Below are 22,381 nucleotides of genomic sequence, written 5' to 3' on the forward strand. Positions count from 1 at the left end.
ATGCGCGGGTCCCTAAACGGCCCCGGACCCTTCTTTGCGCGCAATCGCCGTCGGCAACCGACACCCAAAAGCACTCCTCCCATGAGCGCTACGGCCCAGTCGCACTGGACGGTCGCGCCCTTTCGTCTCGCCACATCCATCCACTTTGTCTCAGGCAGGAAAACGATGCTTACCAACACACACACCGTCCGCCCTTTCATCCTTTGTGGTGGCTCCGGAACACGGCTCTGGCCGCTCTCCACACGTGAAATGCCGAAGCAATTCCATGTACTGTCTGGTAGGCACGCCATGATCTCGGAAACGGCAAATCGACTACCGAATAACATTAGTGGCACCCCGGTTGCGCCCGTCGTGGCCATTGCCGGAGCTCAATGGAGATCTCTGCTACGCCAACACCTTCCAGGCGCTGGTTTCCTACTGGAGCCCTTCGGGCGAAACTCTGCCCCCGCTGTTGCCGCGGCGGCTCTATCAGCTGATAGCGACGACCTAGTACTCATTCTGCCCGCTGATCATCATATCGGCGATGTTCCTGCGTTCCATGAAGCTCTTTCCCGCGCCGTCGAAGCCGCAACAACCGGCGCACTCGTCACATTCGGACTACACCCCGAATATGCCGCGACCGGATATGGATACATTGAGCTGAACTCGACTGCTGACGCCGAACTTCCCGCTGCTCCAGTGTCCCGCTTCGTCGAAAAGCCGGACGAGCCGACGGCGAAAGCATTCCTGGATGGCGGGCGCCACCTCTGGAACGCCGGGATATTTCTCTTCAAGGCCAGCTCCATGATCGAAGCTCTGGAGATCCACGCGCCAAATATCCTGAACAGTGTACGAAATTCCCTTCCCACAACGGGCCCTCTTTCCATTGGGGAAGAACGCCTGTTCCAGCGCAAATCCTTTTCCGAAGCACCTTCCATAAGCATCGACTATGCCATCATGGAAAAGGCAGACAACGTCATGGTCGTACCGGTTGCCATGGATTGGACTGACTTGGGAGATTTCCGGGCACTCCATGCCATTTGCGCCCCTTCAGGAGAAAGCCTCCTCAGTGGACCAACTGCAGAGACCGGTAGCCGCGGAAATCTGGTTTACTCCACCGGGCCTCGCGTCGCCGTCCACGATCTTGAAGGCATCGTTGTCGCCGCATCACCCTCAGGTGTTCTGGTCAGCCGACTGGACAGCGCCGCAGGCATTCGCGGCGCGGTTGAGGCCGCCAGCCGAACGACAGCGCCAAATTTCAACCCAGACCTAACCGCCCGCGCCAGAGCATTCATTCGAGACGCGATGTTGCCGTGTTGGGGCGAGTATGGGTGGGATGAAAAGAATGGGGGATTTGTAGAAGCGCTTGCTGGTGACCTTTGCCCACAAACGGAAAAGCCCAGACGCGGCAGAGTCGCGCCGAGGCAAGTCTTCACGTTCTCTACGGCCTTGAAAATTGGGTGGGACAAGGATGGCATTGCAAGCCGCCTCGTCGATCAGGGCTTGAAATTCATTGATGGTCCCGCCCGGTCTCCAGAAGGTGGATGGTCGCACGTCCTTGCGCCGGACCAGACACCACTTGATACCCGCCGGGACCTGTATGATCACGCCTTTGTCGCGCTGGGCACCTCTCGTGCCTTCGATGCAACGGGGGACGACACAGCCGAAAGACTTGCGGTCGAAGCCTTTGAATTCATAGATACATATTTGCGGGACGATGGCCCCGGCTATACAAGCCCAGAGACCGCTGACGGCAAGAAATTGGCAAACCCGCACATGCATCTCCTGGAGGCCAGCCTTGTTTGGTATGAGGCCAGTGGAGACCCAATTGCTCGAGATCGGATCGATCTACTGTGCGGACTGTTCGAATCCCACATGTTCGACAATAGAACCGGCGCACTGGATGAAGTGTTCGAACAGGATTGGTCGATTGACCGCGCGGGAGAATGCGCTCCCATAGAACCGGGCCACTGCTATGAGTGGGCTTGGCTGCTGTCGGAAGTACAGCGGCTGACAGGGCGTGACACAGCAAGCTGGGCGCGCCGGCTTATTCTGTTTGCTGACCGGTTCGGACGGGACGAACAAGGATTTTCCTTTGACGGGGTGAGCCGTACGGGTGATCCTGTTCTGCCAACCAAACGACTTTGGCCGCAGCTGGAACGGTTCCGTGCGAGACTTCGCTTCCCTGAAACGGCCGCTCCCGGAGAAGCCGATCGCGAGCTGGAGCGCCTGTTCGCACTATATCTGATTGAGGGCACACCCAGCTGGTACGACCGTCTGGAGCCGGATTATGCCCCTTCTGGCACCTTGCTGCCGGCTAGTATGCCTTACCACTTCATGACAGCGCTCGGCGCGCTTTAAGACAAAGACTTCCACTCAAAATCTCTTACTATCGATAGCGGCACGACGGGCTTGCTTTGCTCGTTGGTACTCACCTGCTCTGCTAGTCAGCAGGCGCTATCTTCTCATTCAGGAGCTCAACACATGAATGCCTCTAAGCCCCCAGATCGCACTGGCATCGGCACCCACCTCGACAGGCTGGAGGCTGAAAGTCTTCATATCATACGAGAAGTTGCAGCTGAGTGTGAGAACCCTGTGATGCTGTATTCGGTTGGCAAGGATTCGGCTGTGATGCTGCATCTTGCGATGAAGGCGTTTTATCCGTCTCGTCCGCCTTTTCCGCTGATGCATGTGGACACGACCTGGAAGTTCCGGGAGATGATCGAATTCCGGGATCGCAAGGCGAAGGAGCTGGGCTTCGATCTTCTGGTCCATGTCAATGAGGACGGCGTGCGCGAGGGCGTTGGCCCGTTCAGTCATGGCTCTGCGGTGCATACGGATGTGATGAAGACACAGGCGCTGAAGCAGGCGTTGGACAAGTACAAATTCGATGCGGCCTTTGGCGGCGCGCGGCGCGATGAGGAAAAATCCCGCGCCAAGGAGCGGATCTTCTCCTTCCGGTCTGCCGAGCATCGCTGGGATCCCAAGCGCCAGCGCCCGGAGCCGTGGAATGTCTACAATACGCGCATCAACCAGGGCGAAAGCGTGCGCGTTTTCCCGCTGTCAAACTGGACCGAGCTCGACATCTGGCAATATATCCGCCGCGAGAACATCGAGATCGTGCCGCTCTACTTTGCCGCCCCGCGCCCGGTCGTGAACTGGAACGGGGTCGACATCATGGTTGATGATGACCGGATGCCGGCAGAGCTGGCAGAGACAGCTGTCACCAAATCCGTCCGCTTCCGCACGCTGGGCTGTTATCCGCTGACCGGCGCCGTGGAAAGCACGGCCGACACGCTGGAAGACATCATCCAGGAAATGTTGCTGACCACGACCTCCGAACGCCAGGGCCGCGTGATCGATGCCGACCAGTCCGGCTCCATGGAAAAGAAAAAACAGGAGGGCTATTTCTGATGCGCCTCAATGATGAATTGATTGAATCGGATATCGCCGCCTATCTCGAGAAACATGAGCACAAATCCCTGCTCCGCTTCATCACCTGTGGTTCGGTGGATGATGGCAAGTCGACGCTGATCGGCCGCCTTCTGTATGATGCCAAGATGATCTTCGAGGACCAGCTGGCCTCGCTGGAAAATGATTCCCGGAAAGTCGGCACACAGGGCGAGAACATCGACTTCGCCCTTCTGGTCGATGGCCTGACCGCCGAGCGCGAGCAGGGCATCACGATCGATGTCGCCTATCGTTTCTTTGCTACCGACAAGCGCAAGTTCATCGTCGCCGACACGCCCGGCCATGAACAATATACGCGCAACATGGCCACCGGCGCCTCGACGGCCGATGTTGCCATCCTGATGGTGGATGCCCGCAAGGGCATCCTGACCCAGACGCGCCGTCACAGCTTCATCACCACCCTGCTCGGCATCCGCAAGCTCGTCCTGGCCATCAACAAGATGGATCTCGTCGGCTACAGTCAGGATGTCTATAACGACATTGTCGATGACTTCTATGCCTTCGCAGACGAGCTGGCGACCGATCTGGAAATCCAGCCCATCCCGATGTCTGCCCTGGAGGGTGTCAACATCACCAGCAAGTCCAACGAGACCGACTGGTATGATGGCCCCAGCCTGATGGATTATCTGGAGACGGTGCCCGTGGGCGACCGCCGCCTGAACGCCTCCTTCCGCATGCCGGTCCAGTGGGTCAACCGCCCGAACCTCGACTTCCGCGGCTTCTCCGGACAGATCGCGGCGGGCACGGTCAAGCCGGGCGACCGGGTCAAATCCATGCCCTCCGGCAAGCAATCCACCATCCAGCGCATCGTTACCGCCACGGGAGACCTGGACGAGGCGATCGCCGGCCAGTCCATCACGCTGACCCTGGATGACGAGATCGACTGTTCACGCGGCGACGTGCTGGTCTCGGCCGAGGATCCGGCGGAAGTCTCCGACCAGTTCCAGGCCCGCATCCTGTGGATGAGCGAGACCCCGCTCCTGCCCGGCCGACGCTACCTGCTGAAGATCGGTGCCAAGACGGTCACCGCCACGGTCAACGCCCCGAAATACGGCATCGACGTCAACACGCTGAATGATGTGCCGGCCAAGACGCTGGACCTGAACCAGATCGGGGTCACCACCCTGTCGCTCGACCAGGCCATCCCGTATGATCCGTATGATGTCAATCGCGAGATGGGCGGGTTCATCCTGATCGACCGGATGAGCAATGACACGGTCGGCCTCGGCCTGATCGACTTTGCCCTGCGCCGGGCCTCCAACATCCACTGGCAGGCCATGGATGTCGACCGCTCGGCCCTGGCAGAGCAGAAGGGCCAGAAACCGGCTGTGCTCTGGTTCACCGGCCTGTCGGGCTCGGGCAAATCGACCATCGCCAACGCGCTCCAGAAACTGCTCTATGCCCAGGGCAGACATACGTTCACGCTGGATGGCGACAATGTCCGCCATGGCCTCAACCGCGATCTCGGCTTCACCGATGCCGACCGGGTCGAGAACATCCGCCGGGTCGCCAATGTTGCCCGGCTGATGTCGGATGCCGGCCTGATCACGCTGGTCTCGTTCATCTCGCCGTTCCGCTCGGAACGCCAGATGGCCCGCAACATGATGGCCGAGGGCGAGTTCATCGAGATCCATGTCGACACGCCGCTCAGCGTCGCCGAAACCCGCGACGTCAAGGGCCTCTACAAGAAGGCCCGCGCCGGGGAAATCAAGAACTTCACAGGCATCGACAGCCCCTATGAAGCCCCCCTGAACCCCGAACTCAAAATCGACACCGTCAACAACTCGCCCGAAGAAGCCGCAGAAGTGATTCTGAACTACCTCAGGGAGAAAGAACTGCTCAAGATTTGAAGTCTTTCCGCACAATCCGTAAACGTATGATCGAAAGATGAAATGAATAGACTTTTTTGCTCGCCAAATCCTCAACCGGGTAACCCGAATTGGTGACTTCTTCACGTTAGGGTATCGCCCTATCACAGGGGCAGGCACTCACGATTTGTCATCGTCTAACCACCTGACCAGGTGGGCACGAGAGACAAGCGTAACACTTAACCAAAGAGGTGGGGTATGAGATATCTTCCAATGATATCTGCTCTTGCGGTGCTTGCCGGATGTTCGTCATCCGGCAAGGGCAATCTGGAATCCTATGCACTGCCATTGCCGGACAATACGTTTCCGGTTCGCTCAGCAGATTTTCGCGCTGGGCCGCTGGACAAGATCGAAATCAAGGTTCTCGACCTGCCAGATCTCGACGGCAACTATACGCTTAACATTGAAGGGCGGACAAAGCTTCCCTTGCTCGGTGACATGAACCTTCTAGGTCTGACCGCACTGGAAGTAGCAGAATTGATCGAAGTCAGGCTTGCCGAATCCTACCTTCGCTCACCAGACGTCGTAGCCTCTCTGACACCGGCCTATATTGAACAGGTCACCGTTGAAGGCGCCGTGGAATCCCCCGGCACGTATGATGTTCGTCCAGGCCTGACCTTGCTGGAGGCGGTCGCACTATCCGGCGGCGCTGCAGACGATGCCAACCAAAGACGCGCAGTCATCGTTCGCCGGGTTGACGGCCAACGCCTGATGGCGACGTTTGACCTTGTCGCAATCCGCGAGGGTGAAGCCGCAGACCCACCCATCTACGGAAATGACCTTATCATCATGGACGGATCGATGGTCCGCAGCGCCTTCCTGGATATCGTCCGTACCGGTCCTCTCCTCGCCGCTTTCCGGCCCATCTGGTAATTTAGAAGCGTACAATTATGTCGACAGGAATCTATGACGGCCGAGATGGTCATCCCGGCAATCTCAGCGTGGTGGGAAACAGCGCACCTGTACCCACGACGGCGAACCGGTACGGGGAAGCGCCTGAGTCGGACGAGTACGCGATTGAGTTGCGCGCGCTTGTCCAGATCATTTTCAAACGCAAATGGATGATCATGTCATTGCTGATCATCGGCCTCACGGCTGGATATCTCAGCACACTACTGGTTCCTCCCCTCTATCGCGCAAAGGCAACGATCGAGATTGCCAAACACGCAGCTCAAGTCCTCTCGGAGAGCTCTGTTACTCCTCAGGTTCAGGCTGATCCGGAATTTGTCGAAACACAGTCAGCCTTGCTGAAAAGCCGGGAACTCGCCCAACGCGTGGTCGAACAGCTTAATCTGGACCAGGACCCGGTCTATGCCGACCAGACACTGCCACAACAAGATCGGGTTCATGCCGCAACCCAATATCTATCGCAGAACTTGCGGGTGAACGTTGAGGGGCTCTCGCGATTGATTGCCGTGCGGGTTTCCTCTCCGGACCCGGAAGACGCAGCGCGTATTACCAATACGCTGGTCGAAAATTTCATTCAGACGAGCCTCGAACGAAAATACAACACGACCGCATATGCGCGACACTTTGTGGAGGACAGGCTGGAATCTGCACGCCTGTCGTTGGAAGATTCCGAATCCTTGCTCGCCAGCTATGCCGCAGAACAAGGACTGGTGAATTTCGGTGGCAACAGTTCCATCTTTTCCCTGGATGGCGAGACCATCGTTACCCTGAACAAAGAACTCGCAACAGCAGAATCCGAACGCATTGCCGCGTATCAGAAATATATCGAAGCGGAAAATAGCCCAATCACCCTCGACGTTTTGGACAGCCCGGACCTGAAAAAGTTGCGGGAGCAGCGCTTCCAACTGGACACTGAATACCAGAACAAGCTCGAGATTTACCGTCCTGAGTATTCAGAAATGACGGAGTTGAAGCGCCGTATTGAACTGACGGATCGAGAGATCGAAGCTGAACGCACCCGAATTGTCGATGCACTGGAAACCAGCTTTCGAGCCGCCGAGGCCAAAGAAGCATCGCTGCGCGAGCGAATTGGTGAACTGAAAACAAAGCTGATCGAACTTCGTACTCAAAGTGTTCAGTATGGCATCCTGGAACGGCAGGTCGAGACAAACCGTTCTCAATATGATGCTCTACTGACCCGACTGAAAGAATTGACAACCGCAGAAGGGATTGGTGCCAGCCAGGCATCTGTGGTTGACCGGGCGATCGCTCCAACTCATCCCTTCCAGCCAAGCCTCGGCAAACACCTTCTGCTTGCGACCATACTCAGTCTTGCTGCCGGTATCGGTCTTGCCATCCTCTGGGAGTACATCGACGATACCATCCGTGTTCCGGAGCAACTGATTTCAAAACTCGGACTTCCAATCATCGGCATCGTACCCGTGGCAAGCAAGAGCTCTGATCTTGTGCAGGACATGATGAAGAATCCAAAGGATTCACTTGCTGAAGGGTATTTCTCAATTCGCGCCAACCTCCTGTTCAGTACGAATTCCGGAGCTCCACGCTGTCTCTCCCTGACAAGTGCGTCTCAGGCGGAAGGTAAATCCACCTGCGCCGTGGGGCTGGGTCTGGCATTCTCGCGGAGCGGTCAGCGTGCGCTTGTTATTGATGCAGATATGCGCAGGCCAAGCTTCGTCGTGGACCGCAATCTCTCTATCGGTCTGTCAGGACTGCTTGCGTCAGACGCCGATGCGATGGAGCACATTATTGCCGGTCCGACAGAAAATCTGTTCCTGCTGCCAGCGGGCCGTATTCCACCGAATCCGGCAGAACTTCTATCCGGACACAGACTCAACGAAATTCTGGAACAGTTGAAACAAGTTTTCGATATTGTGATCGTTGACTGCCCGCCCGTGCTGGGATTTGCCGATGCGCCCTTATTGGCAGCGGCTTGCGACGCAACAGTGGTTGTCATCAGCTCAGGAAAGTCTAGACGCATCACCATACGTCGTTCACTGGATCGTCTGGTGTCTACACACGCACAAACCGTTGGCGCCATCCTCACCAAGTTTGATGCGCGCAAAGTTGGCTATGATTACGGCTATTACTACTACAATTACGGCCCGGGCGCGTACGATTATGCCCGGCCGAGCGCTCGCACAGAGAGACAATCTCGCAAGATCACGCTGTTCAAAGATCAACTAGACGACTGACGTCGCCAAGGCAGCACATGAATTGGCGCGGTGTTTTCTCGATCCTCACGGCAATCATTTGTTTCGCAATCGGGTTTCTGCTTGTGTCACAATTGCGGTTCTCCAGCACCGCGCCCGGGGAAGAGATATCAGGACTGGCAGGCATGGCCCTCACAGCGGAACATGCTAAAAGTCGCCTGGTAAAAAGTCTGGGGAGCGATACACCCGTAAATACCGCTGCCATCCAAGCTTTGGCAGTGCGGGAGCCGTTGGATGCGTTGCCATACATCGCAATGCTGCCTGAAGCACTCGCGAATTCTGATCATGAAGCGGTACAACACCTCAGCACTCGCATTCTGTACCGCGCTCCACGCAATAAATTGGCGTGGAAGGCGCGACTGACTTTGGCCGCTCGGCAGGGCGACGCCGAAGGAGCGATAGCTGCGCTGGACAGGCTCTATCTTCTGGATAGCCCCCAAAGGGAAACCTATGATGGCATACTCGCGGATATCGGCCTATCTGCTCTAGGGCGCCAGGCATTCTTGGATGCAATAGCCAAGCGTCCGACCTGGGGCCGAACGACATCTCTGAAGATCATGGCTCAAAGCGATGACAATGATTTGCTCATGGCTCTGGCTCGTGCGTTTCCAGAAAACCAGAGCACTTTTCTGGAGAAACTCACGGATCAAGGAAATTGGGCTGGCGCACATTTCGCATTTCAGTCATTCGTGGGCCCTGATGTCCGGAGCACCGCAACGGCTCCTTTTGATCCCTCATTCCTCGGACTATCTGCACCGCGCCCATTCAATTGGCTTTATAATCCCACCCATACGCGTCTTGAGGCTCGAGGCGGTCTGTCAGCTTCCTTTCCCGGCCGCAGCCGCGTATGGCTCGCACGGCAAGCAATTTCTTTGCCCCCAGGCCCCCACTCCCTATCGGCCGCCATGAGTGGGCACATGTCTCCGGAAGGTGGGTATTTCCGCTGGGAAGTATCCTGCATAGACGGCAGCAGGATTGACTATCTCAATGTGAAGGACCTGTTGCCGGTCCGGCATACCTACACGACGTCTTTCAGCATACCGGCCGACGCTCCCTGCGACTTTCAATATTTGGCACTTTTTGGAATGGGCGGCGCGTTTCCGACTAGCGCGCGGACAATCGTTCATGAAGTGACCATAACGCCAGCAATTGACAGAGGCGTGCCCTGATAATGTCATTTCGCAAAGCCGCCGCGACCGCCCTCCCGGGCGCATACCTTTTGCTCTGCCTTGTTCTCGGCGGTTCGAGTGCCAAGGATCAGTTGCCGCATTTGTGGCTTCAATTGATTTCCACAATCCTGATCGCTGGCGTAATCTATTCCGCAACATCTCCGATGCGGCATCGACCTGCGATGATCATTGTTGCTGCGCTTCTTGCCATCGCCGTATGGCCGATCCTGCAGCTTCTGCCTTTGCCTGCCGGTATGTGGGAATCCCTGCCCGGTCGTGACGTGATTGCTTCAGACTTGCTCGACCTGGGCATCAGCTCCCTCCCGAATATGCCTGTGAGCTTTTCGGGGCAGGAAACGTCCAGAGCCGTGCTGGCGACCCTCATTCCAATCACATTCATCCTACTGGTTGCGGCGTTTGGAAATGAATCCGGGCCACAGACCATCTCGTGGGGTATACTGATATGCGGGGCTACGAGCGCGCTTTTGGGACTACTCATGGTCGTCCCCATGAGCCCCCTCAGAGCGTTGTTGTCAGGGCTTCTCCCATATGATCCAGCAGCGGGATTCTTCGCGAACGCCAACCATCAGGTGACTTTGCTACTTATGTGTCTTCCCCTGTTGGCCGGCATGTCGGGACGGCGCACAGCCCCCAATCGATCACGACAGCACGTCTTTTTCCGACAGACCATACTTGGGGCTTTGTTGATACTTTTCCTATCTGCAATCTGGGCAGCAGGTGTACGCGCAAGTTACATTCTCATCCTGCCTGTCAGCATTCTATCGCTTTGCATCCTGCACAACTCATTTTCTAGACGAGCAGCCATCGGAAGCCTTGTATTGATTGTGGCGAGTGTCGCGGGCTCCATACTGCTCGCCGTGAATGCCCCAGCCCTTGAAGGAGTGGCATTCTCAGATTTCTCGATAACAGACAAAGGACGTCAGGAGATCGTTTGGCCGACATCAATCGAAATGCTGAAGGATCACTGGATGTTTGGCACGGGACTCGGCACGTTCTCAAATGTATTCATGCTCTACGAAGATCCCAACACGGTGAAATCCGTGTGGATAAACCATGCGCATAATGAGTATTTACAAGTTGCAATCGAACTCGGCATTCTGGGTGTTCTTGCAATGATTGTCGTGCTTGCAGTTTACCTGAAAGTCACGATCAGAACCTGGACAGAATCTCCAGACGCGGACAGTCCTCTACGCCGTGCAGCGACTGTATCTTGTCTGGTTGTGCTGCTTCACAGTCTTGTTGATTACCCCGCCAGAACTCCTGCCATCCTCGTTGTCCTGACGGCTTGCTTCATTCTTGCTGTTTGGCCGAAAGGTTTGGCGACGCTGGCTATCTCGCGACGACCATCCAGCACACGCAATCGCACCGCGCGCGGTATCGAAATCTGAACCGGGGGTGCAAGAGTTTCGCAATCTGAAAACTCAAGCACCACTCACTTGTATCCACCCCTGTCGAACCAGCCTCCCTTGACCTTGGCCGACACTGACAGATCAAATCAGGTATTGCCTGTAGTGATCTCAGTATATCCGGAACGGATTTCTTTCATCCGGCGTTCTTTGGCATGATCGCTTGCCCACCACGCACCTATGAGGAACGCAAACGAGCCAACAAAACACAGAGAAACCAGGAAAGCATAGAAGATCAGCATTTGCCCCTCCAAATGATAGTCGACTTCTGGGTACATAGTTTTTGCATTCGCCACTACCTCCCTGCTCGGCACCCCAAATGGGTCCCCCTCGCCCGGGCTGAACTAAATATTCACGCGGTCGCTACACCATTTTGAATTTCTGTCTCAGTCGCCACAAAGGAACGGGCAAGAACGCCAGAAATACTCCTGCGCAGCTTGCCAGAAAGTCCAACACGCTCAGTTGGCGACCGAAATAGGGCTGGATGACCTCGATCCCGGCAGCCAATATGACGAGAGTCATTACGATAAACCACCAAGCCCTCTTCGTGATTGTGACAAGAGCCAGCAGCGACAAGGCATAGAAGGCAAGAAAGTGGCGGTCTTTGTCAATCCACATATGGTTTGGAGAAACGCGCCACTCCAGCCCTATACTCAACCATATAATCAGCAGGAAGAATGCTGTTCCAGTTGCCTTCAGAAGGTATAGCATCCATCGAAACCAGAACCCCGGCTTGGGCGCCCCCTCCTCACACTGCAAATCACGCATCCAATTTCCCCGCATATGCCGCCAATTTGAGACGCGCGCAGCCCTTCCCAACTCCAAGGGCATCTAGACGATGGTCGACATAGTCAAACCTTGAAGCAACAGGCATTCCCGAATGGACCGCCATTATGGGGCACCCGCAATCGTCACACCCTCCTGAGTATCGCCAGATTAAGCATAGGGTTTTCGCGGCTATCCAAATGTGTAGCGGTTACGGGTCAGTTTACGATCCCGCTTAGGCCCTCCAAAATTCAGTCTGCAGTCATAGGCATGTGTAGACGCACATTGGCGAGGCTCAGGCAGTGGATAGTTTGGTCGGGGGGGAGCAAGTCCCAAGTGGAAACGAGAAGATCTCATCGACGGCGAACATTGAAGTGTGGACGGATACGGTTCAACGAAGACCGCTGCACAATGGATATCCGTATTCTGAATATGTCAGATAGCGGATTAAAGTTGGAAACCCACACGATCTGGCCGTGCCCGTCTTCCTTCACCGTCGAAATCTCGAATCCAAATTCCAATTGTCCGGAAGTCCGTGAGTGTGAACTTGTATGGCAGAAAGGGCTCGAAGCCGGCGTAAGATTTCGCGACTCCGCCTGAGATGCGCCGCTTCCCGAAGTCTTAATTGGCTCTCATCTCGAAATCCCCCGCCCCTGTCCTTCCTGACCGCCTCATCATTGCGATGATGTCCGGCCTGGAAGGGCAGGAATGTCACGGTGTGGTCACAGCAATTTCGATTGCACGATCACCATGCACAGGCACATCTGCAGCTGTTTCAAATTCGCTACTTTGTAGAGAAAGCTCCAGTGGTGCCGGCTGAGGGACTCGAACCCCCGACCCTCTGATTACAAATCAGATGCTCTACCAGCTGAGCTAAGCCGGCACGCTGGAAACGCAGTCACTACTTCGATCAGAGCCGCGGCGCAAGCGGCTGTTCCAGTGAAATTCACTCCCCGCGCTCAAACGATGAATTCTTCCAATCACCTCGTCTTTGCCCCATTCGCCCAGAGAGGCGCACATTTCCGCCCCAGTTCAAGACTATCAAGGCTGTAATGAAACCACACGCACAGATGTGGTGTTGATGGGTGTCAGTCGACACGAGCAGCCTGAAGGAAGACTGGATCATGAAACGCGCTCAAATTCTTGCCGGATTAAGCATCGGCGCCATCGCGCTCACATTTCCCGCCATGTCGGACGCCCCCAAGGCTCCGCCATTGGAGCCAGTTCATGTTCCCTTCGAACGTTCCTGCGAAGACACTGAAATCACGGTGTATTTCTCAAACCAGGAAGCCGTGCTGTCTTCCTATGCTGTCCGCTCTCTCAACACTGCGGGAGACAGGCTCGCCGGCTGCTCGATCTCCAATATCGAGGCCAAGGTCATATCAGCTGATTCTACAGATACCGAGCGCTCTACGACGCTCTCCGAAGCCCGCGCCGCTATTGTCCTCGAAGCGCTGAATGCGCGCGGGATCCGCGCCCGCGATGTCCGCATGAATTTCGCGCCTGCAGTCGTCAGTGACCCTGCCGAAACGACCAACCTGCCAATGGCACGCCGGGTCGATCTGACGGTCACCGCCTCAAAAGGCTACGGTCTCTAAGACCAGAATTTCCTCCCAAGGCCTGCAGGATTTCTCACCGCATCCCGCAAGCCGATCGCCCCGGATGCCCCTTGCAGCGTGTCCGGGGCTTTTTTGTGCCCGTCACCCCGGTGTTATTTCAGGCGTCACAATTCTTTCCTTTCGCGCGCGCATCGCTAAAAGGTGCAGGGCAACCGGTGCTCCGCCCGGCCTCGCCTGCAACGCAATTTGGGAAAGACCTCACTTTCATGACGCAAACCCGGCGCATCCTCGTTACTTCCGCCCTGCCTTACATCAATGGAATCAAGCACCTCGGCAATTTGGCCGGCTCAATGCTGCCCGCTGACGTGTATGCTCGGGTGATGCGTCTGATGGGCCATGATGTGACCTATATCTGTGCGACGGACGAGCATGGCACGCCGGCGGAGCTCGCCGCTCAGGCAGCCGACATGAGTGTTCAGGCCTATTGCGACGAACAATACGAAATTCAGCGCAAGGCCGGCGAAGGCTTCAACCTGTCCTATGACTGGTTCGGTCGCTCTTCCCGCCCGGCAAACAGCGCGCTGACCCAGCATTTTGCCCGTGTTCTGGAGCAGAATGGCCTGATTGAAGAACGCACCTCGAAACAGGTCTATTCCGTCGATGATGGTCGCTTCCTGCCGGATCGTTATGTTGAAGGCACCTGCCCGACTTGCGCGTTTGAAAAGGCGCGCGGCGATCAATGCGATAATTGCGGACGATTGCTAGACCCGGTCGATCTGATCGACCCGTATTCGTCGGTTTCAGGCAGCCGCAACATCGAGATTCGCGACACAAACCATCTCTACCTTCTGCAAACCAAGATGCAGGAGAAAATCCGCGAATGGGTGAACAGCAAAGGCGCTCAATGGCCAAGCCTCGCCGTCTCGATCGCAAATAAGTGGCTGGACGAAGGGCTGATCGCCCGTGCCATTACGCGGGACCTCGCCTGGGGCGTGCCAGTGTTGGACGCCGATGGAAATCCTCGCGAAGGGTTTGAGGACAAGGTCTTCTACGTCTGGTTCGACGCGCCCATTGAATACATCGCCGCGACACAAGAATGGGCCGAGGCAACCGGCAATGACTGGGAGGCCCTCTGGCGCACGGACAAGGGCGCGGACCAGACCGAATACGTCCAGTTCATGGGAAAGGACAACGTCGCCTTCCATACAGTCAGTTTCCCTGTCACGCTGCTCGGCTCCGGCGAGCCTTGGAAAACGGTCGACAAGCTGAAGGCGTTCAACTGGGTCACCTGGTATGGTGGAAAGTTCTCGACCTCAAACAAGCGCGGCGTCTTCATGGACCAGGCTCTGGAACTGCTGCCAGCCGACTATTGGCGCTGGTACCTGATTGCCAACGCACCTGAAGGCTCCGACGCCGCCTTCACATGGGAAGGCTTCCAGTCAGCGATCAATTCAGACCTTGCAAATGTGCTCGGTAATTTTGTGAACCGGATCACGAAATACACGGTGTCGAAATTTGACGGCAAACTGCCGAATGCCGGCTCACCGGGCGACGCTGAAGCGTGGATGATTGCCGAGCTGGAGGAACGTCTGCCTCGCCTGATCGCGCACTATGAGGAGATGGAATTCCGCAAGGCCGCCGCTGAGACACGCGCTATCTGGGCCGCTGGCAATGAGTACCTTACGAAGGCTGAGCCTTGGGTGAAGTACAAGACGGATGTGGACGCCGCCGCAGTAGGTGTGCGCACCGGGCTGAACCTTGCCGCCCTGTTTGGCATTCTGGCCCTGCCCATCATTCCGGATGCCGGCAAGAAGATCCTCGACGCCCTCGGGATTCCCGACGAGCATCGCAGCTTCCAGTTCAGGGACATTTCCGCGCTTCTTGATAGTCTTCCACACGGTATGAATGTTTCCGCTCCAGACGTCCTCTTCCAGAAGATCGAGGATGACCAGGTTGCCGAATGGACCGCACGCTTCGGTGGCGATCAGGCCTGACGCTGCAACACGACGCTGAGATTGTTGGCGGGCATCTCGATGATGTTCGTCACACTCAGCCCCACCTCTTCGGTCATTGGTACGATTTGTTGATCAAGGTCTCGCACGCCCCATGTCGGGTCACGGGACTGCAAACTCTCGTTAAAGGCAGCATTAGAGGGCGCAATCTCGCCATTCCGCGCGAAGGGACCATACAGGAACAGTTTGCCACCCGGTTTCAGCAATCGTCCCGCCCCCGAGATCAGGCCAAGTGCCGCCTCGAAGGGCGCGATATGGATCATGTTGACCGAAGCAACGACGTCCCAATGGTCGGGTCGTTCGGCATCGCCCCAATCGCTCTGGCTGGCGTCCACCACGAACGGCCCGTCAAGTCGGTCATGTCCAACTGCTGCAGCCCAAGCCTGCTGGCTCCGGCGACTGTCGGCGTCGATATCTGAATAGGTCCAGCGAAGGTCTGCCAGATTGCTTGTCAAATAAGCGCCATGCTCCCCCGTACCGGAGGCAATTTCCAGAATGTTCCCAGTCTGCGCAACATGGTCGCGGAAAACCTGGAGGATAGGATCGCGATTGCGCGCGACAGATGGCGAATACCGGCGACCATCGGTCTCTTCGCCGCGCTGTTCCAACGCCACCGGCTTGCCCTGCTCCGACTTGGGATAGTCCTTATCGGAAGCGCTCACGCCTGGTCGCGCTCGAACGGGTACATCTCGGTCGTCACCACCGATTGTCCCATAGGACTATAGCGTGGCCCGACTGCCTTCTCCGGCAGGAAAGAAGCATCAAGGCGCGCGACCATGTCGTCAGACAACTCAATCTGGCCAGCGCCCCAGTTCTCTTCCAGATGCTGAAGGCTGGTTGTGCCGGGAATAGGCAGGATATTGTCGCCCTTCGCCATCGTCCAGGCCAAGGCAAGCTGCGCCACCGTGCAACCGACCTCCGCCGCGCAAGCGCGCGCTTCGTCAAGCAAAGGCAAATTGGCCGCATAATTTTCCGGATCAAATCGCGGGAAAATGGATCCGCGCAAATCGGATTCATGAAACTTTGCCGGGTCTACCGGCGGATCGGCGAGGAAGCCGCGCCCGACCGGCGAGAACGCCACCAGCGCAACGCCCAGCTCTTCGCAGGCAGCCTTGATAGCAATCTCCGGATTGCGCACCCAAAGAGAATATTCGCTCTGCATGGCTGCAATAGGGTGCACGGCGTGCGCCCGTCGCAAATCTGCAGCCCCCATTTCGGAAAGACCAATCATCCGGATCTTTCCCGCCGCCACCAGCTCGGACAGAGCACCGACCGAATCCTCAATAGGCACATTCGGATCGGGACGGTGCATGTAATAAAGATCGATGACATCAGTCTGCAACCGCTTGAGACTGGCATCGCACGCTGCCTTGATCGTCTCAGGGCGCGCGTCCAGCGTACGCTGGCCGTCCTTGAACCCAAGCACGCACTTGCTGGCAAGGAAGTAGCTATCGCGACGGTCCTTCAGCGCCTCGCCAATCAACTCCTCGCTACGACCAAAGCCATATAGCGTAGCGGTATCCAGAAAGTCGTAACCGATATCCAGTGCACGCACGAGCAAGGCCTTCGCCTCGGTCTCGTCCATGGGAGGACCATAGGCATGCGTGATGTTCATGCAGCCGAGCCCGACCGGATACACTTCCCGGTCGCCGATACGTCTTTTGGATGTCATCGAATCTTCCTTGCTAAACAAATTTCTCGCGCAATACCGGCTTCAGTATCTTGCCATTCGCGTTGCGCGGAAGTGGTTCGCTCATGAACAGAATCTTGACCGGCACCTTGAACGCAGCAAGGTGGCCTGCCGCATGAGCGCGCAGTTCATCCTCGCTCACCTGCATGCCTGGCTTCAATTGTACGACGGCGCCAACCTCCTCGCCAAGCACCTTGTGCGGAATACCCACAACAGCCGCGTCCATGACAGCCGGATGTTCATACAGCGCGTTTTCAACCTCAATGCAGTAAACGTTTTCGCCGCCGCGGATCAACATGTCCTTCGCCCGGTCAACCAAATAGAGGAAACCCTCTTCGTCGAGACGCGCCAGGTCTCCCGTGACCACCCAGCCCTCACGGAACGTTTCGGCAGTGGCATCCGGTCGGTTCCAATATGACTTGCAATTCATCGGACCCTTGCACCAGAGCTCGCCCACTTCGCCCTGCGGAAGTTCATTGCCATCCGGATCACAGATCTTCAGCGATACGGCTTTGGGCGGCGCACCGGCACTTCCTGGACGGTTTACATAGTCTTCGCCGATATTGAGCGTGGCCGTTGCGCATGTCTCCGTCATGCCCCAACCATTACCGGGGGCAGCGTCCGGAAACCGCTTCTTGATCGTCGAAACCAACTCGGGTGCAGACGGCGCACCGCCATACGAAATGGCCGCAATTGAAGACAGGTCATATTTGTCCCTGTCCGGATGTTCCAGAAGTTGCCAGGCAATCGCTGGCACGCCTCCAACGGCGGTCACTTTTTCTGCTTCGATGATCGGCAGCGCCTTGCCAGCATCCCATTTGTACATCGACACGATCTTGTCGCCGCGCAGCAACGACGGGATCATGATCGCGAACGCGCCGGTCGCATGGAAAAATGGAATGGCGAGCAAAGTTGCGCGCTGCTCGTTCGGATCGGGCTCCGGCACTGGCTCACCGCGGCGCAGGAACATGCGCGCCTGACAGGTCATGCCATTGAACATGTTTGATACGACCGCGCGATGGGTCGCCAGCGCGCCTTTCGGCTTGCCCGTCGTGCCCGACGTATACATGATTGTGGCGTCGTCATCCGGCCCCACATCAATTGCGGGCCAGGAAACATCCGGCAGTTTTGCCCAATCATTTGCGCCGCCAATATGGGTCTCCATTTGGGAAACCCGCGGATCTCCATACTCGCCATCAGGGTCGCGGGCGATCATCACATTCTTCAACTCTGGCAGGTTTTCCCACTCAGCCCGGATACGCTCATAGATCTGTGGATCAACGACTGCCAGCTTCACGCCCGCAAAAGACAAGCCATATTCCAGCTCTTCCCCGGTCCACCAGGAATTCATAGGCGTCGCAATTGCGCCGATCATGGAGGCGGCAAAGAACGCAACGGGCCACTGCGGGTAGTTCCGCATGATCACCGCAACGCGGTCACCCTTTTCGATGCCATAAGTGTCCTTCATGACCCCCGCCAGCTTCACAACAGCCTTGGCGAGCGCCGAGAAAGTGACGCGTTCGTCTTCATAGACGATGTAGTCCCGATCCGCATATTGCATGCTTGCCAACTGAAGCACGAGCGGCACGGATGGCGGCGCATTCTTGTAGAGCTTCATCTCGACACCATCGACAACGCCATCAACGAGTTCGAGGGGAGAGCCTTCGCCAGCCAACATCTCGTTCGCTTGGGCGATGGACATGGCGGGCCAGTTCGGCAACGTATCTGCGGGCATGGGTTTCCTCTGAATGTGTGTTTTGTCCACACAATCACGCCAGACCCGACTATTGAAGGAAAAACTGAGCGTTCAGCCGACAATTTTTCGCGAGCAACAGTCCGCTACGATGCTGAAGCAATGTCGCCGCTTGCACCCACATCTCTTCACGAAGAGATCGCACACAAACGGCGACAAAAAGAACATTGTTTTAGCTTGTTTTATTTGCCGAAGTCGCAGAACCGCAGCGTATGCGCCGTGCCGTCTGGCTCGACGGCGTCGTAGCCACGACCGGTCAATTCGTCGCCTTCGCACAGGTACCCAATCTGAAACATGGCAATCAGGGTTTGGTTATCGGGCGTCAGATCGCTCGCAATCATCAGATCAATCGCATCCTCATGACGTCCGAGACGCATCAGAATGTCGAACTTCTCCTGCCGGGTCGTTTCCGGCAGATTGAGCTGTTCGATCAGCGCTGCTTCAGCGCCTTGCGCGGAGCCAAGCAATGTCTGGGCTTCGGCATAGGACGTAGTATCGTCCAGCGTGTTGACGATCTCTTCGAAATCCTCAACCGCGCCCATGACGTCATAGCCTTCCGGGCTCATGCGCAGTTCACCACGGCGCAAAAGGGTCTTAGCGAGTTGATCGCGGGACAGGTCTGGATCACCGGTCAACTGGGTCAGGCGATCAATTGCCGTCTGCGTGTTACCGGCTTCTTTCAGCCCCTCTACCGTGGTCATGGCCATTGCGAAGCCAGACGCGGGTTGCACCACAGGCGTTGTCGCCCTTTCGGTGGCGGCAGGCGCGCTGGAACATGCCGCGAGCACAAGCGCAGAGGCAGCAAGGAAAAGACCGGATCGAATCATGAGTATCTCCAACGGGACAAAAAACGACTGCTTACAGTCCTAGTCGTAGAAGACGATCAGGCACAGGGCGGTATTGTGGATTTTGTGTGACCTTTCAGCTGGTCGGTGCATCGCACCATTCCATACCAGCAAGATCATCACGGTCTTCACCAAAATCATGAAGGCGCGCTTCCTGGCTGTCTGCTTCGCAGATATAGCCAGCCTGGATCAGGGTCTGAACCTGTTCGGGTGTCGGGGCCAGTCCGGAAGTGCGATAACGCGTCACCGCTTGCTCGTGCTGGCCGAGCGTCCACGTTCCATCGAACCAATCCGGCAAATTGAGGAAGCGGTTCATAGACGCCTTGATCTCCTCGATATCGGTGCGGACATAATCCAACTCGGTCTGTGCATTGGGCGCCAACGAGTGATCGGGCGCGAGCGCCAGCAAGGCCTCGAAATCCTCAACCGCGCCTTCCCGGTCATCTGCATCCTGACGGCGAAGGCTTCCACGATGATAGAGGGCCTGCACGCGCTGTTCGGTAGTCAGGGAGCTGCGCGCCAACAGATCAGAGAGAAGCGCTTCGGCCTCAAAGGGATTCGTTTCGGATAGCGCCTCGGCAATAACGGCCTCTGGCGGTGGCCCGGTATCAGCGGCTTCCGGGGCAGTTGCACACGCAGCGAGCAGCGCTGCGGCGGCCAGCGATATGTAAATGGGATAGCGTCTCATGCCCGGCACATAAGACCGGTTCGGCACACGCCGCAAATTGCTTTTCAGACAGGTATCAGGCGCTGGCGAGCCGGTTGATTTCAGCAATGTCGCCCCGGCCCAATGCTTCAATCGCTTTTGCCGCGATGTGGCGCGCATTCAGTCCAGCCGTCTCATACATCTGATAGGGGCCTTCCTGGTCCTGGAATGTATCCGGCAACGTCATCGGGCGAATCTTGAGCCCCGTATCGAGCGCTCCGACACGGGCGAGGTGCTCCAGAACGAAGCTGCCAAAGCCACCCGTGGCGCCTTCTTCGACCGTGATCAGAACCTCGTGCTCCTTTGCTAGCCGCTCGACAAGATCAGCGTCCAATGGCTTGGCGAAGCGCGCGTCCGCAACCGTCGCTGAAAGACCTTGAGCGGCGAGCATTTCTGCCGCCTTCTCCGCTTCTGCCAGACGTGTACCGTAGGAAAGGATGGCAATTGTGGTGCCTTCGCGAACGATGCGTCCTTTCCCGATTTCGAGTGGCATTGGGGTCTCAGGCACGTCAACGCCTGTGCCTTCACCGCGTGGATACCGAAAGGCTGACGGGGCATCATCAATCTGCGCTGACGTGACAACCATCCGAGCAAGTTCGGCCTCATCAGCGGCCGCCATGCAGATCATTCCCGGCAACGCGCCGAGATAACCAATATCGAAACTGCCAGCGTGCGTCGCGCCATCCGCTCCAACGAGGCCGGCGCGGTCAATCGCAAAGCGAACAGGCAGTTTCTGGATCGCCACATCATGAACGACCTGATCGTATCCTCGCTGCAGGAAGGTGGAGTAAATCGCTGCGAACGGCTTGAGGCCATCAGCTGCAAGGCCAGCGGCAAACGTTACCGCGTGTTGCTCGGCAATGCCCACATCGAAGTGGCGATCAGGGAAACGCTTTGCAAAAATATCCGTAGACGTACCAGACGGCATCGCCGCCGTAATGGCACAGATCTTCTCATCCGTTTCCGCAAGCTTCGTCAGCGTCTGGCCAAACACTTTCTGATAGTTGGGGGCCTTGGGCTTCGGCTTGGACTGTTCGCCCGTGACCACCGAAAATTTCGATACGCCGTGATACTTGTCGGCGGAGTTTTCAGCCGGAGCATATCCCTTGCCCTTCTGCGTCACAGCATGGATCAGGATCGGTCCGTCGCGCATGGCCTTTACGTTCTCAAGCACCGGGATCAGCGTATCGAGGTCGTGCCCATCAATCGGGCCGACGTAGTAAAAGCCAAGCTCCTCAAACAGTGTTCCACCCATCGCGAAGCCACGCAGATACTCTTCCGCGCGCCGTGCCGGGCTCTCCAGCCCCATGGGCGAAACCACTTTCTTCGCGATCCGGCGCAGCCCCCGATAGGGACGCGAAGATACCAGTTTCGACAGATAATTGCTCATCGCGCCAACTGGCGGCGCAATCGACATATCATTGTCGTTCAGAATAACGATTAGCCGCGACCTGTCGGCCCCGGCATTGTTCATGGCCTCATACGCCATGCCAGCTGACATCGACCCATCCCCGATAACGCACACGACGTGCGTATCGGCGCCCTGTATGTCGCGCGCTTTCGCAAACCCATGCCCCGCAGAAATCGATGTGGAGGCATGCGCCGCACCAAACGGGTCGTATTCACTTTCGGCGCGCTTGGTGAAGCCAGATAGTCCACCAGGCTGGCGCAGAGTACGCATCTGATCGCGGCGCCCGGTCAGGATCTTGTGGGGATAGCATTGATGCCCAACATCAAAGATCAGTTTGTCGTCTGGCGTGTCAAAAACCGAATGGATCGCCAGTGTCAGCTCAACGACCCCGAGACCTGATCCCAGATGACCACCCGTCACTGAAACGACATCGATCACCTCATCGCGCAACTCATCGGCAATCTGCTTCAATTCCCCGCGCGACCTGTCTTTCAGGTCGTCTGGTGAGTTGATTGCATCCAGCAAACGGTTGGGTCGGGCATCGGTCATTACAAATTAGCTCGGTTCTTTTTAACGGTCAGACCTG

At 56.9% G+C, this 22,381-nt stretch carries 18 protein-coding genes and 1 tRNA gene; 10 read left to right on the plus strand and 9 right to left on the minus strand.

Annotation, left to right across the window (positions count from 1 at the left end):
* The first annotated feature begins 81 nt into the window (after positions 1-81).
* The 7 genes from HF931_RS15165 to HF931_RS15195 all read left to right on the plus strand — a co-directional run bounded on the left by HF931_RS15165 (position 82) and on the right by HF931_RS15195 (position 11,036).
* Positions 82-2,340: an AGE family epimerase/isomerase gene (locus HF931_RS15165; RefSeq protein WP_273240873.1), complete on the plus strand. Its 2,259-nt coding sequence runs from the start codon at positions 82-84 to the stop codon at positions 2,338-2,340.
* Between the two features lie 123 nt (positions 2,341-2,463).
* A complete protein-coding gene (gene cysD / locus HF931_RS15170) occupies positions 2,464-3,393 on the plus strand; it encodes a sulfate adenylyltransferase subunit CysD (RefSeq protein ID WP_273240875.1) in 930 nt (309 codons plus the stop codon).
* Complete coding sequence (gene cysN, locus HF931_RS15175) at positions 3,393-5,300, plus strand: sulfate adenylyltransferase subunit CysN (RefSeq protein ID WP_273012748.1); 1,908 nt, start codon at positions 3,393-3,395, stop codon at positions 5,298-5,300. The genes cysD and cysN overlap by 1 nt, the downstream gene beginning before the upstream one ends.
* Before the next feature lie 231 nt (positions 5,301-5,531).
* Entirely contained in the window at positions 5,532-6,191 is a 660-nt protein-coding gene (locus HF931_RS15180) for a polysaccharide biosynthesis/export family protein (protein WP_273240877.1), read from the plus strand.
* Between the two features lie 17 nt (positions 6,192-6,208).
* Positions 6,209-8,440, plus strand: coding sequence for a GumC family protein (locus HF931_RS15185; protein ID WP_273240879.1), 2,232 nt, complete (start codon positions 6,209-6,211; stop codon positions 8,438-8,440).
* Between the two features lie 143 nt (positions 8,441-8,583).
* Positions 8,584-9,627 (plus strand): hypothetical protein, encoded by a 1,044-nt coding sequence (locus HF931_RS15190; RefSeq protein WP_273240881.1) that lies wholly within the window; start codon positions 8,584-8,586, stop codon positions 9,625-9,627.
* 2 nt (positions 9,628-9,629) lie between these two features.
* A complete protein-coding gene (locus HF931_RS15195) occupies positions 9,630-11,036 on the plus strand; it encodes an O-antigen ligase family protein (RefSeq protein WP_273240883.1) in 1,407 nt (468 codons plus the stop codon).
* A gap of 107 nt (positions 11,037-11,143) precedes the next feature.
* Here HF931_RS15195 and HF931_RS15200 read toward each other — a convergent pair whose 3' ends face one another.
* Positions 11,144-11,296 carry a hypothetical protein gene (locus HF931_RS15200; protein WP_155841879.1) on the minus strand — a complete coding sequence of 51 codons (153 nt, stop codon included), beginning with the start codon at positions 11,294-11,296 and terminating at the stop codon, positions 11,144-11,146.
* Between the two features lie 121 nt (positions 11,297-11,417).
* Complete coding sequence (locus tag HF931_RS15205; protein ID WP_035552702.1) at positions 11,418-11,822, minus strand: VanZ family protein; 405 nt, start codon at positions 11,820-11,822, stop codon at positions 11,418-11,420.
* 267 nt (positions 11,823-12,089) lie between these two features.
* Between HF931_RS15205 and HF931_RS17235 the strand changes: the two genes are divergently transcribed.
* Positions 12,090-12,419 (plus strand): PilZ domain-containing protein, encoded by a 330-nt coding sequence (locus HF931_RS17235; protein ID WP_420537715.1) that lies wholly within the window; start codon positions 12,090-12,092, stop codon positions 12,417-12,419.
* Positions 12,420-12,626: 207 nt separating this feature from the next.
* Here the strand turns inward: HF931_RS17235 and HF931_RS15210 are convergent.
* Positions 12,627-12,702 (minus strand) — tRNA-Thr (locus tag HF931_RS15210).
* Between the two features lie 241 nt (positions 12,703-12,943).
* On the opposite strand from HF931_RS15210, the gene HF931_RS15215 reads away from it, so the two are divergent.
* Both HF931_RS15215 and metG read left to right on the plus strand, forming a co-directional pair.
* Entirely contained in the window at positions 12,944-13,417 is a 474-nt protein-coding gene (locus HF931_RS15215) for an OmpA family protein (protein WP_035553304.1), read from the plus strand.
* Between the two features lie 227 nt (positions 13,418-13,644).
* A complete protein-coding gene (gene metG, locus HF931_RS15220; RefSeq protein WP_273240887.1) occupies positions 13,645-15,372 on the plus strand; it encodes a methionine--tRNA ligase in 1,728 nt (575 codons plus the stop codon).
* On the opposite strand, the gene HF931_RS15225 is transcribed toward metG, so the two are convergent.
* The 6 genes from HF931_RS15225 to dxs form a co-directional block, all read right to left on the minus strand.
* Positions 15,363-16,052 (minus strand): DUF938 domain-containing protein, encoded by a 690-nt coding sequence (locus tag HF931_RS15225; protein WP_273240888.1) that lies wholly within the window; start codon positions 16,050-16,052, stop codon positions 15,363-15,365. The genes metG and HF931_RS15225 overlap by 10 nt on opposite strands.
* On the minus strand, positions 16,049-17,062 hold the full coding sequence (locus tag HF931_RS15230) for an aldo/keto reductase (RefSeq protein ID WP_035553300.1): 1,014 nt from the start codon (positions 17,060-17,062) through the stop codon (positions 16,049-16,051). The genes HF931_RS15225 and HF931_RS15230 overlap by 4 nt, the downstream gene beginning before the upstream one ends.
* A 13-nt stretch (positions 17,063-17,075) precedes the next feature.
* Positions 17,076-18,815, minus strand: coding sequence for a class I adenylate-forming enzyme family protein (locus HF931_RS15235; RefSeq protein WP_273240889.1), 1,740 nt, complete (start codon positions 18,813-18,815; stop codon positions 17,076-17,078).
* Positions 18,816-19,015: 200 nt separating this feature from the next.
* Positions 19,016-19,660 (minus strand): hypothetical protein, encoded by a 645-nt coding sequence (locus HF931_RS15240; RefSeq protein ID WP_035553295.1) that lies wholly within the window; start codon positions 19,658-19,660, stop codon positions 19,016-19,018.
* Positions 19,661-19,754: 94 nt separating this feature from the next.
* Complete coding sequence (locus HF931_RS15245; protein ID WP_155841901.1) at positions 19,755-20,366, minus strand: hypothetical protein; 612 nt, start codon at positions 20,364-20,366, stop codon at positions 19,755-19,757.
* Between the two features lie 55 nt (positions 20,367-20,421).
* On the minus strand, positions 20,422-22,344 hold the full coding sequence (gene dxs / locus HF931_RS15250) for a 1-deoxy-D-xylulose-5-phosphate synthase (protein WP_035553289.1): 1,923 nt from the start codon (positions 22,342-22,344) through the stop codon (positions 20,422-20,424).
* Positions 22,345-22,381 lie beyond the last annotated feature (37 nt).

This window comes from Hyphomonas atlantica corrig. (assembly GCF_017795365.1).
In the GTDB taxonomy this organism is placed as follows: domain Bacteria; phylum Pseudomonadota; class Alphaproteobacteria; order Caulobacterales; family Hyphomonadaceae; genus Hyphomonas; species Hyphomonas atlantica.